General features: G+C 69.5%; 4 protein-coding genes. All 4 read right to left on the reverse strand.

The window, feature by feature from the left end; translation table 11 throughout:
• Positions 1-107 precede the first annotated feature (107 nt).
• Genes VM95_RS00855 through VM95_RS00870 form a run of 4 tightly spaced genes read right to left on the reverse strand, consistent with a single transcriptional unit; the run spans position 108 to position 17,771 of the window.
• The gene (locus VM95_RS00855) at positions 108-2,450 is read right to left on the reverse strand and encodes a UvrD-helicase domain-containing protein (RefSeq protein WP_045691951.1); all 2,343 of its coding nucleotides are present in this window, start codon (positions 2,448-2,450) and stop codon (positions 108-110) included.
• Positions 2,447-9,181 (reverse strand): DEAD/DEAH box helicase, encoded by a 6,735-nt coding sequence (locus VM95_RS00860; protein WP_045691952.1) that lies wholly within the window; start codon positions 9,179-9,181, stop codon positions 2,447-2,449. Before VM95_RS00860 ends, VM95_RS00855 begins: the two co-directional genes overlap by 4 nt.
• Positions 9,178-14,634, reverse strand: coding sequence for a hypothetical protein (locus VM95_RS00865; RefSeq protein ID WP_045691953.1), 5,457 nt, complete (start codon positions 14,632-14,634; stop codon positions 9,178-9,180). Before VM95_RS00865 ends, VM95_RS00860 begins: the two co-directional genes overlap by 4 nt.
• Positions 14,631-17,771, reverse strand: a complete 3,141-nt coding sequence (locus VM95_RS00870) for a DEAD/DEAH box helicase (protein WP_045691954.1) — start codon at positions 17,769-17,771, stop codon at positions 14,631-14,633. The genes VM95_RS00865 and VM95_RS00870 overlap by 4 nt, the downstream gene beginning before the upstream one ends.
• Positions 17,772-17,863 lie beyond the last annotated feature (92 nt).

Consider the following 17,863-nt stretch of genomic DNA (forward strand, 5'->3'; position numbering starts at 1 on the left):
GTGGCTCGGCGGGTAAGTTTGACCGGCGGGTCGGTGCCGAGCAGGACGTCGCGGGCGGACTGGTTGAGTGCGTAGGAGGTGCCGCTGCCCCGGTCGGTGCTGAGCGCTCAGTGGATCGGCAGGAACGGGCTGGGGGCACCGTGCCAGGAGATCAGTAGTGCGTCGCGGGCACGGGTCGCGGCCACGAAAAGCAGGTTGCGGCTCTGCTTCAGTTCCCGCTCGTAGCGCTTGGAGTCGGTGTGCGCGAACTTCTCGATCAGTGCCGTGCGCGGCAGGATGCCGTCGCTTGCGCCGACGATGGCAAGCTTCTGGTACTCCAGGCCCTTGAACCGGTGCATGGTGCCGATGTGTACCTCGCCACCGCCTTGCGGACCGTCCTTGGTGAGGGTCGCGGTGGTGATGCCGTGCTTCAGTGAGAGATCGGCGGCGACGCGGCCGGCCATGTCGCCGTCTGCAACGCAAACGGCCATGGCGCCGCTGGGGTCGCGAACGGTGCCGTCCTCGCCGGGGCGGGTGATCTCCTCGCGCCACAGCTTCAGTCTGGCGGCGAGCCGGGTGATCTCGTCGTCCCAGTCCATGCAGGCGACGAATTCCGGTGCCGGGCCCCGAAGCAGGGAGTGGTAGCCGCTGAGGTTCTCGGTGCCGTCGTCGAGGTCGTCGTAGGTGGAGTCGCCGACGACCTTGGCGGCCTGGTCGAGGATCTCCTGGGTTGTGCGGTAACTCAGGGTCAGTTTGGAGGCCTTGCCCCGGATGTTGATCCCGACGGTGGAGAGGGTGACCTGGCGGTCGTAGATCCGCTGGTGGGTGTCCCCGGCAATGAAGAGATCGTTCGGACCAGGGGCGGCCATCGCGCGCAGCATCTTCCAGTGGGCGGCGCTGAGGTCCTGGGCCTCGTCGACGACGATGTGCTGGTAGCGGTGACGGAGGTAGCGGATCGCGGAGCTGTTGTCGTCGAGGTGCTTCAGGTCTCCGCCCCCGATCTCTGCCTTGCGGTCGGCGCGCTCCCGGATCTTGCGGGCGCGCTCCATCTCGTAGCGCGCGGCCCGTTCCGCGGACTGCGCCCAGGTTTCGCGCTTCATGCTGTTCAGGCGCAGGGTGAACTGTTCCAGCAGCTGCCAGACGCTTCCGCGTTCGGGGCGGGTGAGGGCGCGGCCCATGCCCGGGCGCCGGGCCTTGAAGTAGTCCTGCCGGGTGGCGAGCGACTGGCCCAGGATCACCTGTTCCCACTCGTCGAAGAGGAATTCCGTGTCCCAGCGCCGTTGCGGGTCATGCTCGAAGAGGATCTCGCCGAGGACTTCCTTTGCCTGGGCGTCGCCGATGAGCGAGCGCTGGGCGCCGGCGGCGCTGTTTTCATTGAGGACGCCCTGGGCGAGGATGTCGATGTGCTTGATGTCCACGCGGGCGAGCAGGTCAGGGGTGATCAGCGAGCTGAGCCGGGACCGGAGGTCAGCGGTGAGGTTCTTGGTGTAGGTGGTCAGAAGGATCGGCTTGTCCCGGCCAGGCTGGAGCTGGGCGGCGAGCCGGGCGGTGCGGTGCAGCGCGACGATGGTCTTGCCAGTGCCGGGGCCTCCGCTGACCCGGGCCGCACCGCTGTAGTTCCGCTCGACGATCTTGCGTTGCGTGGGGTGGAGGTAGACCTTCCAGGCCCGGAAGTCACCCTCGGCGAGCACGTTGCGAAGGTCGTCGTCGACAGTGGTGACGGCGGTACGGATGAGGGCGGCGCCCATGTCGTCCTCGAAACCTGGTTCGAGGACCGTGGCGGCGGGCCGGGTGATCTCGTTCTCCACCTCCTCGACGCTCATGCCGGCGCCCAGGCCAGTGAGCACTTCGGCGGTGAGGCGCGGTGCGCCGGCGACGAGCTGGTCGAGTTCGTCGTCGCTGGTGACCAGGAGGGACACCTCGACCAGGGCTTCCGCGACGCCGAGACGGCGGAGGTCGTCGGCGGTGCAGGCGGCGAGCAGCGGCACCGCGGACGGTTCGGCGTCAGGGGTCGAAACGGCGGCAAACTCGGGTACGGCAACGGGCTCGCGTACAGCAGCGGCCTCCAGCGGAACCCGCTCCGCCGGGTCGGGCGTGAGCTGGATGCCTGCCCGCTTGAGCACGCTCTGGCCGACGACGCCGAGGTCGACGAATTCGATTTCGCCGGTGACCCGGTTAATGGCGACGCTGAGCTCTTCGTAGACGTGCTTGCGGTGCCGCACGGCAACGACGAGCCATTGCTCGACGCCGTCCGGGCCCACGCCGGCGGGAGCCAGGAGGGCGCGGTACGAGGGGTCGATCTTGGCGTGGTAGATGCGGCGGTCGCCCTTAAGCGGCTTGAGGTCGAGCTTAGGGTGCCCCGGATCGTTCCGGAACAGGTGGCAGAAGTCGTAGAACTTCGTCTTGACCGACGAGTCCATCTTGTAGAGCTCGTTCTCGGCCTTCTGATAGAGGCTCAGGCGTGCTGTCATCGTGCGGCACTCGGTTCGTGGGAGTCGGAGGCGGAGTCGGGGCGGTCAGTGGCATCAGGGAGGGCGGCGAGCAGGTCGTCGAGCCGGTCGAGCCATTCGTCAGCGGAGCGTACGGTGAAGTCCGCGTCGCGGTAGGCCTGCCAGGTCCTGTGGTTCTCCTCGTCGTCGCCGTCGTACGGCCCGGCCATGATGGCGATCCGCAGCCCCTCGTCGGCCCAGACGAGGTCGGCGAGCCAGCCGCGGTCACCGAGTTCGTAGCCGTAAACGGGTGCCCGCTTGCCTCGGTCGGCCAAGGCGTGGGCGAGGCGGGCGAGCGGAGCGTCGGGTTCATCCTCGTCCAGGTAACCGAGGATCTCCCGGTCCCACAGCAGGTCCCGCAGGGCGGCCTCGAGCGGGGTCTCGTCCAGCGGTTCGGCCGCTGTGGGCTGCTGTGCCCGCTCGCCCTCGCCGTACTGGACGACCAGGGATTCGAGTTCGCCGATCCCGCCGAATGCTTTGAGCATGCCGAGGTCGAACAGGCCGGCGCTGGAGGTGGTGAGCTGGACGCCGTCGCCACCGGCGTGGGTGAGGAACTGCAGCAGGTTGGACCACTGGAGCCAGGCTCGCCACCTTGCCTTGTGCTCGGGGGTACCGAGCTGGTCGGTCTCCGTGTCGTCGAGGCACACCAGCGCCGTCCAGCGACCGGTGGTGCCATCAACCATGAAGGCGACGGGCAGTCCGGACCGGTCGCTGGCCTGGAACAGGTTGACCGTCCCGCCCCCGGTCACAGGGGCCGGGTCGATGCCGCCGGTCCGCCCCCAGGCTTCAAGGAGCGTCCCCAGCGTCCGGTGTGCCTCCTCCGCAGAGCCGTTGCCGACGAGCGCCATGGGGTTGGCACCGAGCAGTCCGCCTACGACGGATGCGGCCCGCCTGCCCCAGGCGGCGTCATCGGGGCTGCGCAGGTAGGCGAGGAGCTGGCTCATCGGGTCGAGGAAGGCAGTCGAGTCCAGGTCGTCCTCGCAGTGGTCGGCATGCAGCTGCTTGGCCACCGCTCGGGCGCTGTGCTCGTACGGCGGCCACACTGGGTCGGCTGCATCGCGGTCCCCCTTGTGCACGCCTATCTGCTGTTCGAATGCGGCCAGGTCGTCCCACGTGAGCTGGAAGACGGCACGCCCCTTCGCTCGCAGCCGGTTTCGCTTGTCCGCGTCACCCGCGAGCCGATTGTGGCGGCGGGAGGCGTGGAAGCGGCGGCCGTCGAGGTACACCGTCACCTTCCGCTTGGGGCCTTCGGTGCGTTCGAAGGTGAAGTCGGTGCGGGTGAAGCCCTCGCTGCGCTGCGCGGTGAGGCGCCAGCCGTGAACCGTGGTCGAGTCCTTGAGTCGGAGGTACCCGCTGTTGTCACCGCTCTCGTCGAGCGAAGCGTCGCTGTCCCGCTTCTCGGCCCAGGCCCGCAGCACGGTGAGGAAGCGTGCCTCGAGATCGGACTCGACCTGTCCGTCCAGCCCGATCTGGTCGGTGTTGCCGACCTCCTGGGTGGTCCAGGCGTCGGTGTTCCGGCCGAGGAGGTCGTCGAGGATCTCCAGCGCCGCCTGCCGGGACACGGTCTCGATGCGCCGTTCTTCGGTGTAGCGGTACAGGCAGCGGTGACAGGCGGGCCGGTTCTCCTGGACGCACGGGCAGTCGACGAGCACGGTCCGCGCGTCTTCCAGGACCTGGCGGAAGGCGGCCGGGGTGGTGAGCCGGTCGAGGTAGCCGGTGCCGTGCGGAAGCCGGTCGTAGAGGACGAGGAAGTGCCTCGTCTCCTCGGTGTCACGATCGGGCATGGTGGCGAGGCAGGAGTCAAGGTGCTGCGGGTCGCCGCCGAAGGCACGGTCGACGCCGAGCCGCAGGGCGGCCTGGAAGGAGTACACCTTCTCGTCGACCAGAACGGTCGCCGCGGGGAGCAGGATGCGCAGCGCCTCGGTCTCCAACTCGTGGGCGAGCAGTACCTGTTCCTGCGGCACCGTCTTCGTGCCGCGCCGGTGGGGACACCAGGGCGTGTGGTGCTTGAGGGCGCGCTGGCGGTTGGCAGAGATGTCGACGGCGTCGCGGTCGTCGTCGAACACCGGTTGCCCGTCCGCGCTCGCCGCGCCGCATGCGGTGCACACCTGGAAGGACGCGATCCGTACGGGCCGCCCGGCGAGCTGGTCGCCCTCCTGGGCGCCGATCCTGAGCGGCCCGACGTTGACCCGGCGGATCACGGCCCGCCGCGTGTAGTCGACACCGAACACCTGACTGGTATGCCGCCAGGAGGTCCTGGCCACGAAGTCGCCGGGTGCGATATCGACCATGTCGACGACGCTGTAGAACCGCCGGTCACGGTCGTCGCTCTCGTCTCCAATGCGGGCGTCCTCGCGCTTGGCGCGGGCGGTGACCGTGGTCGGCTGGACGATCTGCCACAGGCTGCCGGAGTCGGCGATGCCGGCGTCCCCGCAGCGTGGGCAGGGTGAGATGTCGTGCTCGGCGTTGTGCGTGCGCACGTGGCCGCAGGAAGGGCAGAACCGCCAGTAGCGCCAGTCCTGTTCCTCGCCCGTGACGATGTCGATGCCGGTGATGCGGTGCTTGTAGCCCTCCGCGTAGAAGGTGTTGCCGGGCGCGAGTTCGGCGATGGCGAAGGAACGCGGCCGTTCGTAGATGTACGACTTCGACTTGTACTGCTCCTGCCCTGTGCCGGCCTTCCCCTCCGACCAGTAGAGCGTGGCCGACAAGGTGGTCGTCGAGTCGATCAGTGCGTAGTTCGGGAGCAGCCCGAGATCGCACAGGACGCTCTGGGCGGGCTGGCGCAGCCGGGCCCCGCCCTTCTTCGACAGTGCCCGCGCCTCGGCCTCCAACTCGGCCTTCGTCCGGGCCTGTTCCTCGTCGCCGTCCTTCAGCTCGTCGATGGCCGACCGGATCATACGGATGCGGTCGCGCAGCTTCTGGCTCTCGCGCTCCCAGGTCCGCTCAGCACGCTCGACCGCGCTGCGCAGGCGGCGCGTCGCGTACTTCGTTAGTTCGGCCCGGGCGTTCTCGCTGACGCCGGACGGGAAGAGGTCGAGGAAACCGCGGACCAGTTCCTCGCCGTTGGCGAGGGCGGCGGCGGCGAAGTCCTCTAGGTACCCGGACGGGCCGAACAGTTCGTCCACCCGGCGCGGCAGCGCGGCCAGCGGCCTGCCGTCCTCGCGCAGCAGCCGTCCGCGGGCTGCGAGGTCGAGCAGGTGGGCGGTGTACTGGCGGCGCAGGATCTCGACGGCCGACAGGTACGAGCCGGGCGGCACGATCTCTCCGTCGATCATGTCGCGCGGCCGGTCCAGGAAGTACAGGTCGCGGCGCGAGCGGTCCGGGATGGTGAGCAGGAACGCGTTGCCGGTACGGCGGCCGGCCCGGCCCGCCTGCTGGGTGTAGTTGGCGGGACGGCGTGGCAGGGCCCCGAGCACGACGGCCGACAGGTCGCCGATGTCGATGCCCATCTCCAGGGTCGGGGTGCAGGAGAGCACGTTGGGGTCGTTGAAGCCCTCACCCTTGCGGAACGCCGCCTCGACGCGTTCGCGCTTCGCTCGGGAAAGAAGTCCGGTGTGCTCCGCGGTGATCACCTGGAAGGTGCCGGCCCGCCGGTAGAGGCCCCGGTAGTAGTCGTCGCGGTAGTCCCGGTCGCGGTCGTGCCGGTCGATGGTCTCCTGCCAGCGGTCGCCGGCGACGAGCCGCCCGGAGGCACAGCGGTACGCGCGGCAGGGCTGGTCGTGGTACTGGGCCAGCAGCGACGGGTGCACGGTCTGTTCCCAGAAGCACTTGGGGCAACGCACGTACGCGCTGTTGACCTGCTCGTCGGAGAGCAACTGGATCTGCACGGCGCCGGGCTGGAGTCCGTAGATCCGGGCCGCCGAGTCGCCCGGCGTACGGACCGCGAGCAGTCCGGCGTCGGCGAGCCGCGGCAGCAGGCGGAGCCAGAACTCGTCCGCCTGCTCGCGCGTCAGGCCGAGGCAGCGCTGCGCCCACGTCTCGTACCAGGACAGGCGCCCAGCCGCGACGTCGAACTCACTGTTGGGCTTCGGCTTGGCGAGCAGGAAGGCCGGGGCGGAGACGCCCTTGGGGAAGGCCTTCATGCCGGGCGGGCGGCCACCCCAGATGAAGAACCGGCTGGTCCCCGCCTCGTCGAGGTATTTCCCCAGCCAGCGGTGACCGATTGCGCCACGGGTGCGCATCCGGTCGAGGAAGCCCCGCAGGAAGGCGAGGTAGCGGTCGTCGTCGTACTCGACGATGGCAATGCCTCGGTCCGCCGTCTCCTCGTGGGCCGTGCGGACGAGCGCGATCGCGGCGGGCGCGTCGGGGATCTCGGCGAAGGCCGCGGCGGTGCGGGTGAGTTCGAGGGTGCGACCGTTGCGGGAGCGGTGGCCGAACTCCATCACCGCCTCGAAAGCGAACCGCTCGCCGATCAAGTCCCAGGTCCGCTTGTCCCCGCCACGGCCGGCACCCGACAGCAGGCGGGCCACCCCCGCGTCGTCATGCAGATCGGGCGGGACAACGGCGGCCAGGGTCTCACGGTCGGTGGTGGCTTCGACCACGTCGGCCACCAGGTCGTTGAGCGCGGTGGGCCGGTGCTCGTTCAAGTGCTTGGTGAACAGGGCGCGCAGGGAGAACGTGTAGGAACGGGAAGCGACGAAGCCGGCCCGGTGCGCGGCGTCCTGCACTGAGTCGTTGAACATCAACGTCTTGGTCTCACGCTGCTTCTTGTCCATCTCGCCGCCGGTGAACAGCTGAGTGACGGAGGCGGCGGCGAGCGCGGCGGCACCAGTACCGAGGAAGCGGATCGCGTTGTGGGTGCCACAGGCCGGGCACCAGTCGTCCTGTGCCGCGCGCTCGGCGCGCTCGCCCAGTTGAACGAGGACGAACGCCGCATCCGCGCCTCGCGGTCGGGGATCGCCCTCGGCGGTGTAGTCGTCGATCGGATCCGGCAGCCGCAGCCGGCGGTCGGGGCCGTCCAGCACCATCAGGACGCCCGCACCTCCGGTGGTCAGCGACCGCTGGGCCGCCCGGTCCATCGCGGCCCGGCCACTTCCCTCCATAGCCTCCTTGTCGGTGGCCGCGATCAGGGCACGGATCTTCGCCTTGTCAGCGGTCACCGAAGCACGTCGGATCTTGTGGGACTCGAAGCTCAGCTCCTCGTCGTCCGACTCGGGTGCCAGCACCGACCAGCCGGAGCGACCGCACTCGCGGCAGTACACAGCCGGCAGGAACAACCTGGTCTCGCGGGGACCAGTGGTGTCCGGCGTCGTCCGCGGCTGCGCCTGCGCCCCGGCCGCGTCCCACGCGAAGGATGCCTGCGGCCAGGGCTGGACACCGCGCAGCATCCGCGTCACCGACCGCGCCCACTGGTGCACCTCCACCTGCACCAGCGGACGGCCGGTCCCGGCGGGCTCGTCCGGATCCCGGGCGACGGACAGCAGGGCGACGAACCGCGCCAGCGCGACGGCCGCCACCTCCGGCCGGGTCGTGATCGCCTCGTCCCAACTCGCGGCCCCGCTGCGCCGCATGACGTCCAGGACCTCGTCGTACGTGCGCACCGAGCCGTCGAACGCGGACAGGACGGCGTAGGTGAGCCGGTTCCGCTTGAGCGCCGCGCCCAGTTCCCGGACATCGATCGGGCCGGACGCGTCGAACCGGCTCCCAGTGACGGCCTCGGCGAACGCGGCCAGCGCCGCCGAGCCCGAGGCGGGGTCGGGAAGCGTGGTGAGCGCTTCGGGCGGGGGCACCCGGCCGGGAAGGAACCTGGCGTCTGGGGCCGCTTCGTCGAGCATGAACCCGTCGACCGTGAGCCGGTCCTCGCCGACGATGGCATCCTCGGTGAACTCGGTGCCGAAGACGTGCGCGGCGACGTCGAGCAGCTGGCGCACCCCGTCCGCGTCGGTGCCGGACGCGAGGGTCGCGGAGGTGGCGACCGGAGTGATCGTCCCCAGCGGACGGCCAGGCTGCGTCGCCCCGACTGCGGAGGCCAGGCGACGCAGCAGCATCGCCACGTCGGTGCCCTGCGCGCCGTCGTAGGTGTGGAACTCGTCCACGACGACGTAGCGGATGTCGCTGCCGTCCCAGAGCGGGGCGTCCGCAGAACGCTGCAGCAGCAGGTCCAGCATCTTGTAGTTGGTGATCAGGATGTCGGGCGGGGACAGCTGCATGTCCTGGCGGCGGGTGTAGACGTAGTCGTAGTGCGTCGCCGCCTTGTCGCCGATGTACAGACCGGCGCGGACTCCCGTGAGCACGTCCTTCTCGGCGTCCAGCAGGTCGTTGATCCGTCCCGCCTGGTCGGTGGCGAGGGCGTTCATCGGGTACAGGAAGACGGCCTTGACACCGCGGTTCCCGGCAGCGCGCTCGCGGGCGCAGTGGTCGAGCACCGGGTAGAGGAAAGACTCCGTCTTGCCGGAGCCGGTGCCGGTGGTGACCAGAGTCGGCTGCGGGGTGTGCCCGTCCTTCGTGGTGAGCCTCGCGAAGGCGCGCGCCTGGTGCGCGTACGGGGACCAGCCGCCGGCGCGGTGCCAGTCCAGGTGCTGCTGCCAGCCGTCCTCGGCGCGCGTGAACGGCGTGCGCAGGCGCAGGTACGGGCCACGGAACATGCCCGTGGCCTCGTCCCCAAGGAAGGTGTGCAGCGCCTTGCGAGCACCCTCGTCGGCCAGGCCGTAGGTGGTGGAGAGGTACTGGAGCAGGCTCTCCTTGAGTCCCTGTGCTTCGAGGGTCGGCCTCACGGCTTCGGGACCTCCATCGTCGTCGGGTCCCACAGGTTTTTGGCCACTGCGTCGTTCAGGCGCTCGGTGAAGTGGGCGTGGGCGCGTCGCATCTCCGCTTCGCGGTCGGCCTTGTAGAAGGGCGCGGCGTAACCATCGGGGACGGGGTTCGCCGCGGGGTCCCCCTGGTGGGCCTCGAACTGCTGCCAGTGCTCCTTGGTCTGGTCGAAGCCGTAGGTGTAGCGGTCGCCAGCGATCTTGCGTTCGTTGGCGTCGAACCAGGTCACTCGGTCGAAGTCCTGCATGATCGGGAAGCGGGCCCGGTACATCGCGACGAGCGTATCGGCATCGATACCGAGCCAGACGGCGACGAGCGCGTCGATCTCGACGAGCGCGGCACGGCGCGCGTACTCGGTGCGGAGGGGCGTTTCCCGCTGCCAGGACGGGCTTACGGCGTGCAGCTCGGTCTTCATGCCCGGCCACTCGATCGCCCACGGCTCGTAGCCGGGCCAGCTGGGGTCGTAGAGCTCTTCCCAGAGGTCAGCGTAGGCAGTGGTCAAGACGTTCAGGCGAAGGGTACGGAGAAGGAGCGCGGGAGCGAGGGGATGGTCGGGCTGAGGCGCCGGAAGACTACTAGCCGCACCGATGCGCAGGTGACCGACGCCGGTGATCCGAAGCAGGTAGTCCACCGGGAGGGCAGCCCACATCCCGCTAACCAATGCGGTTAGGTTCTGGCTTCTGCCGACACGCATGCTCTGAACGTTGTCTACATGCGCCACTCCACGTGGCAGCAACGCCGAATAGAGGGCGCGCTCTGTATCAGGCGCGATCATCTGGCGCCACGCCAGGCGGTACCATCCGCTGTATGGCGCACCGGCCTTGTCCCGTAGAACCTCCGCAATCTCCGCCTCTGCGACTTCCTCGGGCTCCACTTTCCGCTTCTCAGCAACCGCCAGCCGTACCAACGCCCGTTCCTCTTCCGAACCGAGCAGCTCCTCGTAGCGGTCCCAGTCGGTCCAGTGGTCCTGCTCTCCCCGGAACACGTGGATCGGCGCCACCCGCCGGTACTCTGACTCCGGCACCGCGTCGTCCGCGAGCTCCCGCAGGTCGAGGCCGCGTGTCTCGCCGCCGCCCTGGCTGGGCTGCTTGAACATCGGGTTGGCGACGCCGATCTGCGGGCCCTTGAGGATGACATCCTCCCAGGATTCCGCCTGGTAGTCCTCTTGGCCATCGACCCCGGTGTTGTAGTCGATGAGCCGCACGTTCTTGTCCGGCCCGTAGGACCGCCTCTTGGAGTTCGTCTCGTTATACCCCTGGGTCACATCAGGCCGCAGCTCCCCGAGCCGTATAGGGTATAGGCCCAGTGCGTCGATCGCCGGGTCCTCGGCGGTACTCACCGGCGTGAGCAGGCGGGTGTGCTCCACCGGCCCCGAATCTCCGGCGAGGCGCTGCCAACGTCGCAGGGTGTCCGGGGTAACGCGGATGACCCGCTTGGGGTGCGGGCGCTCGTCCCAGTCGCCCCGGTATTTCACACCGGGATCATCGTCATCCTTCTCGGCATCAGCAAGTGCTGACATCCGCAGGGCATCGACCGTGAACAGCCAGGACAGCGAGTCGAAGGCAATCTCCCTCTCGCTCCCGTAGACGTGGACGCCGAAGTGGCTCGACCGGCCCACCGGCGGCGGGAAGAACCGGTTGCCCGCGTTGACGAAATCGCCGTGCACCCGCAGTCGCGCGTAGGCGGCAGCCCGCAGCCGCGCTTCCTTGTCACCAGCAAAGTGTGTGTCCGGGTGCACCATTCCCGCCGTGCCGCCGACGCCCGCGTGATCCCACACCTCGCACATGAACGCGCGGTACAGATCGGGCCGAGTACCGGCAACGAGCGGATACGCCGGCGCGGACGCCAGATACGAGGCCATCGTCATCGTGTTTGTGACCTCGCGCAGCAGGTACTCCTGCACCTCCCGCTGCCCGAGCTCGACCTCCCGCCGCCTGGCCTTCTCCTCGGCCTTCGGCTTCTCCGTGAGCACGAACCACGGCTCGGACTCGGCGAGGACCGGGTCTTCCTTCCACTCCGGCCGCACCCACGGCGGGTTACCGACTTGAAGGTCGAACCCTCCGGACGGCCCCGCAAAGACCCCGGCGTATTCCAGCTCCCAGTGAAGGAAGCCCTGTTCCGCCGCGATATCCCGGACGGTCCGCATCCACGGGTACCGCGTCTCGACCGCTCGGCGGGCATCGTCCATGCCCATCTCGGCCTCGACCAGCTTCTCCAGGTCCTTCAGCTTCGTCAGGGAGTCGACGGACGTGGCGAACGTCCCCTCAGGCACCTCACCCGTCCCGACCATGGACTCCAGGAACGCGAGCCAGTCGTCGAGGCCGGTCAGCGCGATGACGTCACGGCGACGCACCGGCCCGCCCGCGCCGCCCTTGCGGCCGGACGACGACGCGCCAGCCTTCTTGATTTCCCGCCGCTCGACGAGGTCGTCTCCGCCCTCGCCAAAGGCCAACTGGTCACCGGGCAAGGCGAACAGCAGCCCGTGCTCCACGAACGCGGGCTCCGCCTCAGGTTCGGCGACCGGCTCCGCAGCCCCCGTGACCGGCGCCAGACCGGAGGACAGCAGTGCGTCCAGACCAACAACCGGCGCGGTGGCGTACTCGGGATCAGAGCCGTCCAGCAGGCCCACCTTGTCCAGCGGCCAAAACCAGAGCGCGCACCAGGCGTCCATGACCTGCTTGAGCCGCCAGTACGGCGAGCCCTCCGCCGCGAACAGGTCCTTGAAGACCTGCTCCTTGGTCAGCGGCAGCGCACCGCCCGCACTCTCCTTGTCCCGGCGCAGGAAGGCGTACTCCTCGGCGTCCTCCGGCCGGTCGGCGCCCCAGACGTCTATCGTGCGGGCAATCTCCCGCTCGCTCAGCTCCAGCCGCATGGCGACGAGCCCCCACAGGTACTCCACCCGCTCCGCGACGGCTTGGAGCCGGGCCAGCTGGCTACCCTTGCCGCCAGTGGTCTTGGGCTTCGTCATCACCGTCTTGCGCCACGCCTTCAGAGCGTCGACCTGTTCCCCAGCGAGCCGCTCGACCAGCTTCCTCGCGTCCCCGCCGGCGTCCTGGACCGCACCCCACGCGGGCGAGGGCAGCAGAAACTGGTGCACCGCGCCGTCCGGCAGCGGCTGCTTCTTGCCGTCCTCCGCTGACCGGAACGGCAGCTTGGTCGGCGCCTGCGCGGCGACCGTCCGCTCCTTCTTGACGGCTTCGGCCGAGTACACCCAACGCCGCGCCCCGATCAGCGAGTTGCCGCGCCGCAGGTGCAGGCCGAACCAGGGCGCGCGCATGCCGGGGTGCATGGTGTTGAGCCACAGCGACACCTCGGCGAGTTCCACGCCCGTGGCGTTGAGGTCGACGCCGTATGCGTTGTGGAGGGCGATGTACGCCTTGACCTTCTGCTTCGCCTCCAGCGCCTGCGAGGTGTCGAGGGTGAGGCCCAGCTCCTCCTGGCGGCGCTTCAGATACGCCTCGGCGACCTGGTTGATCGCCTCGTTGAGGAACGCGCCGGAGCCCAGGGCCGGTTCGCAGATGGTGTAGCGGAGCAGCTCGCTCGCCCGGGTCCGGACGGTCTTGCCGTCCTCGTCCTTCTTCTGGTCGAGCCGGTGTTTCAGGGCCAGCTCGACGGTGACCTTCGTCAGCGACTCGGGGGTGTAGTAGGACGCCGAGGTCTCGCGGTCGCGTCCGGCGAGGCGGTAGACGAAGGTGCCGGGCTCGTACTTCTTCGGGCCGCGGAGGCCGTGCTGTTCGGCGTCCTGCGCCGAATAGACCACATGGGTGTTTGCCGGGTAGTCGCTCAGCCGGTCCGCGGGGATGAGCCAGGAGCCCTTCTCGGGGTCACCGTGCTGCTGGGTGCCGCTCTTCGCACCGGGTTTGGCGACCTCGGCCAGCAGCCGCTCGTCGTCGATGATGCCGGTGTAGGACATCAGGCCCTCGTAGACGGCGCCGAGCTGGTTGATGCCGAGGTTGCGGTAGGAGATGAAGCCGCCCTGCCGGCCCTTTGCGCTCGCCTCCTTCATGGTGAGCAGGCGCAGGACCTTGTGCAGGGCCTCGTTGCGCAGCCGCAGGTCGAGCCACTTCGGGAACTCGTCCGCGCCGCTGTCGGCATCGACGCGCGGGTCGCGGATGCCCCGGCCGATGAGGGTGATGGCCTTCGGGTCGAAGAGTTCGCTGCGCAGCGGCTCGAAGCGCAGACCGCGCCGTTCGCTGCGTTCACCCGTGGCCTTGTGGTCCTCGGGCTCGGTGCCGTGCGGGCGGTGGCCGTAGTTGACCTTGTTGAACAGGACGTCGAGCGAGGCGTAGAGGTGGAACCCCTTCTTGCTCTCCTCGTCGACCAGCTTCCTGTCGCGGGAGACCAGTTCGCGCAGCCGGGCAACGGAGTAGCCCGCCTCGTAGGTGGAGTCGTCGGCGGGCAGGATGCCCAGTTCGGGACGGGCCTCGGCGTACAGCAGGAAGAGGATGCGGTACAGGTAGCGAAGCGACTCACGGGTCAGCTGCTTGGCGAACGGTCCGTGCCGCTCCGGGTCCTCGATCTGCCGCGGGGTGACCTCGTGTTCCTTGAGCCGGGCCAGCACCTCGTTGGCGATGATCTCGACCGAGCGCTGGAGCCCCTTGCGCAGCTCGGAGTTGACACCGACTGCGTTGTCGCGGGACGCCTTGAGAAGGTCGTCCATCCGGCGGCCCTTGCCGTCCGGGCGGGGGGCCAACATCTCGTGGGAGAAGAGTGCCGCGAGCAGGGCGAGCTCGCCGGTCTTCTTGGTGTCGTTGCGCAGCAGCGCCGCGTCCACGCTCGCCGCGAGGTACCGGCCCTCGGACCAGGTCGTGCGGTCGGCGAGGACGATCACGCCGCCGCAGAGCAGCAGTACGAACCGCGGCGCCTCGCCGCCGGGCTCGTGCAGTTCGCTCTGGAAGAGCCAGCCGGCGAGCTTCTCACCCGTACTGATCAGGCCCTCGGACGTCTTGAGGGGGTCCAGCAGGCGGCCCGCGCCGTCGGAGTCGAGGGCGTCGTCGAGGCTGTCGGTCCACCCGCAGTCGAGGGCGACGATTCCGTCACCGTGCCAGGCGACGGGGAGTTCGTACGCGCGGCCGGCATTGTGCAGCGGCAGCACGCGGTCCGAGCTGCCGTACCCGAGGGCGGCGAGCAGGCCGGTGTGCCAGGCGGCGAGGCGCTCGGCCCGCTCGCCCGCCGGGTCGTCGTCAGCGGCGAGGATCGGCCGGACCCGGCCGGCGTACTCGGTGTGCAGCCTGAGCAGCAGCTCACGCGGGGTGGACTGCGTGTCGTGCTGGTCGGTCTCGCGGTAGGTCCACAGGGTGAACAGGCCCTCGTCGTCCGCCGACTTCTTCTTGAGGGTGTTCTCCAGTTCCTCGCTGAAGTAGTGGGCGGAGAGGTACTCTCCGCGGTTGGCGAAGGAGTCGAAGGTGTAGCTCATCGGGCGGACTCCTCGGCGCGGGCGGCGGTCGGTGCGGTGGAGTAGAGGGGTTCGAGGACGGCGAGGACCCGGATCATCGGATCGCCGGAAGTACGCAACCGCCGGACGAGCTCGCGGCGGTCGGTCGCGGTGTCTTCCACCATCTCGCGGCGGCGGTGGTGGTTACCGGCGACTTCCAGCGCGATCTGCTCCCAAGTCTGGACGCGGTCCTCGTACGGGGCGAGGTAGCCGTCGATCAGCAGGTCGTACTCGGCCCGGCGGTCCCGCAGGTGGGCCTCGGCCGCGTCGACGGCGGCCGGCACGAGGGCCTTCAGGCCGTCCTTGTCGAGGATCCGGTCGCGTCCAGGCATGTTCGGGCCGACGCCGCAGGCGGCGAGGAACGCCGAGTCCATCCGCCAGACCCGGGGGTCGGCACTGTCGAGGCCGGTGACGGCCATCCACTCGACCACGGTCGGAGTGCCGGCGGCGTTGGAGTGGACGCCCTGCAGCAGGTAGACGGGGCCGCCCAGAGCGGCCGGCAGGTCGGGGTGGATCCGGGCGGCCCTGGCGGCGTCCGGCTGATGGGCGAGGACGAACGCCTCGTCGTACTTGAGCTTGGCGAGGACCTTGTCCGTCACCCAGTCCAGGACCGGGTGGATGTCGGACACGTAGGAGACGTTCGGCCACTGCGACGCGGTCTGCTCGGTCTTTCCCCGCTTGGCGTCGCGGGCCGCTTCGAGCCGCTCCGCCGCGTACTTCCGGTTGAAGGTGATGCTCAGCGTGCCGTCGTACTTGGACGTGGTGAGGATCTTCTCCTGGTCGAGGTACGAGGCGGGCAGTGCGCGCAGCCGATACTGGAGATCGTCCGGCGGCGTGAACTCGACGCGGCCCCGGTCCGTGACGGGCTTCCAGCCCATGGCCTCGCGCTCGGCCTGCGGGTAGACCAGGTCCATCGCGGCATGGAAGTACGCCTCGGTGTCGGCGAACAGATGCGGTACGTCCGCCTTAGCCACCGGGGGGATCCCCGCGGCGGCCGACGCGGCCGACGGATCGGCGATCAGCGCGTTGACGTTCGCGAGGAGGCCGGCCAGGACGCCGCCCGCCTCCTGCCGGGACTTCTGGATGGAGCGCTCCGCCGTACCGCCCTTGATGAGGTCGCGGGTCAGGCGGTCGTCCTCCTTCCTGGCGTCGTACAGGCCGGTGACGGCCTCGGCGCAGCCCTCGCCCGTCTCGATCTCGTGGGCCTGCGCCTCGCGGCTTAGCAGCCGGACACCGACCAGCCGGTCGTCGAGGGTGAGCTGCTCTCCGGTCGATTCGTCGCGCCGCCACGGAACGTCGGCGGTCAGGGTGATCGCGCGGAACTCGGGACTGACGGCCTGGCCGTAGCGGTCGATTCGGCCGTTGCGCTGCTCGATGCGGATGAGCGACCACGGCAGGTCGTAGTGGATGAGGTCGTGGCACTGGTGGTGCAGGTTGACGCCTTCGGAGGCGATGTCGCCGGTGAACAGCAGCCGTACGGGCTCGTCGCGGCGGCCGAAGCGGTCGACAATCTCCCGCTGCTGGTCGTCGTTCGTGGCGTCGCCGTGCATGACCTCGACCGCCCCGCCGTACGCCTTCCAGGGACGCGCCTTCTCCGCCAGGGCCGGCTTCGCCTTGAAGCCCAGCCGCTCCGGGACGACCTGAGCGAGCCACTCCAGCGTGGCGATCCGCTCCGAGAAGACCACGACCCGGCGTTCGGAGCGCGGGCCGACGCCGAGCTCCTTCTTCAGCGTGTCCACCAGAGCGTCCAGCTTGGCGGAGTCCTTGTCCTCGAACTCCGCGACGAGCGCTTCGAGTTCGGCGAGGGCCCGGTGTTCCGCCGTGAACGCCTCGCGGGCCTTGGGAGCCGCCTCGGCGCGCCGCGGGTGCTCCAGGTAGGCACGGCGGTTGGCGAGCGACTTGCGCAGGGCGACGTGGGAGGAGAGGAACGCCTTGAGGAAGCCGTACGCCACCATCGGCTCGGCGCAGACCGAGGAGCGGGCGGGATCGCCGGGGGTCCATTCGGCGGCCAGCTTCTCCAGGACGGCCACCTCCTTCGGCGTGGCCGGGGCCGGGACGGGAAGGGACGGGCCGCGTTCCGCCCACGGCTTGTCCTTCAGGCCGTCACGCACCTCGCGGTCGGTCTTGGTGCGGCGGATGTAGAGGTGGTCGAGGTCCGCGACCTTGTAGTTCTTGACGTCGGCGATCGCCGCCGGGTCGAGCATCCGGATCAGCTCGGCGAAGGACTCGGCCTCGCCGTTGTGCGGGGTCGCCGAGGCCAGGATCAGCGCGTCGGTGTTCTTGGCGAGCCGCTCTGCGAGGCGGTTGTTCCGGGTGCCCTTGTTGACGAGGTTGTGCGACTCGTCGATGACCACCGCGTCCCAAGCGGTGTTCTCCAAGTGGTGCGCGTAGGTGGCCGACTTGAGCGTGTCGACGGAGACGATCACCCGCTTGAAATGGGCGAAGGGGTTGCGCCCGGCGGGGATCTCCTGCTGGATGCGCTGGATGCCGGTGGAGTCCAGTCGCACCAGCGGCAGGGAGAACCGGGTCCACATCTCGCGCTGGAACTGCTCCAGGACATGGGCCGGCGTGACGACGAGGATGCGCTCGCCCCGGCCCCGCCGGATCAGTTCCGCAAGGGTGATGCCGATCTCCAGGGTCTTGCCGAGCCCGACCACGTCGGCGATCAGAAGCCGCGGCTGCGGATTGCGCATGGACAGCGCCCGCTCGGCCGGGCGCAGCTGGTGCTCCTGGCGGTCCATCAGGAACGAGTCGGCCAGAGCGAGCCCGTGCTCGGTCTGCGGAAGCGCGGTCTTGCGGATCACCGCCTCCAGGTAGAGGCGGGCCTTGGCGTGCTTCGAGGTCTCGTCCTCGACGAGGTCGGTCTTGCGCGGGTCGAGCACGTCGATCTGGTCGAGGCCCTGGTAGAACACGGCGTCCGTGCCCCGGACGAACGAGGAGACACCGCTGACCTCGACCATCAGCCCGTCGCGGCTCTCGGTGACCGACTTGACGAGCCACTGCTCGTCCCGGATGCGGACCTGGGCGCCGGGGGCGAAGGTCGGCTTCGCCCCCGCCGGGAAGTGCGAGTCCTCGGCGGTGCCCGCAGCAGAATCGTCGGGCAGTGGCGCCGTGGTCACGTTGTGCTCCTCGATGATGGTGTGCTCGGCCGGTTCAGCGATGCCGCCGTATCCGTGCCTACTGTCTACTGCAAGCGGTCGGGGCTGGGCGA

The sequence above is a fragment of the Streptomyces rubellomurinus genome, from assembly GCF_000961885.1.
Lineage (GTDB): Bacteria > Actinomycetota > Actinomycetes > Streptomycetales > Streptomycetaceae > Kitasatospora > Kitasatospora rubellomurina.

Excerpts from the sequence above, each read along its gene's own strand:
- VM95_RS00855 (WP_045691951.1), bottom strand. The coding sequence starts at position 2,450 with ATGACAGCACGCCTGAGCCTCTATCAGAAGGCCGAGAACGAGCTCTAC.
- VM95_RS00865 (WP_045691953.1), bottom strand. The coding sequence starts at position 14,634 with ATGAGCTACACCTTCGACTCCTTCGCCAACCGCGGAGAGTACCTCTCC.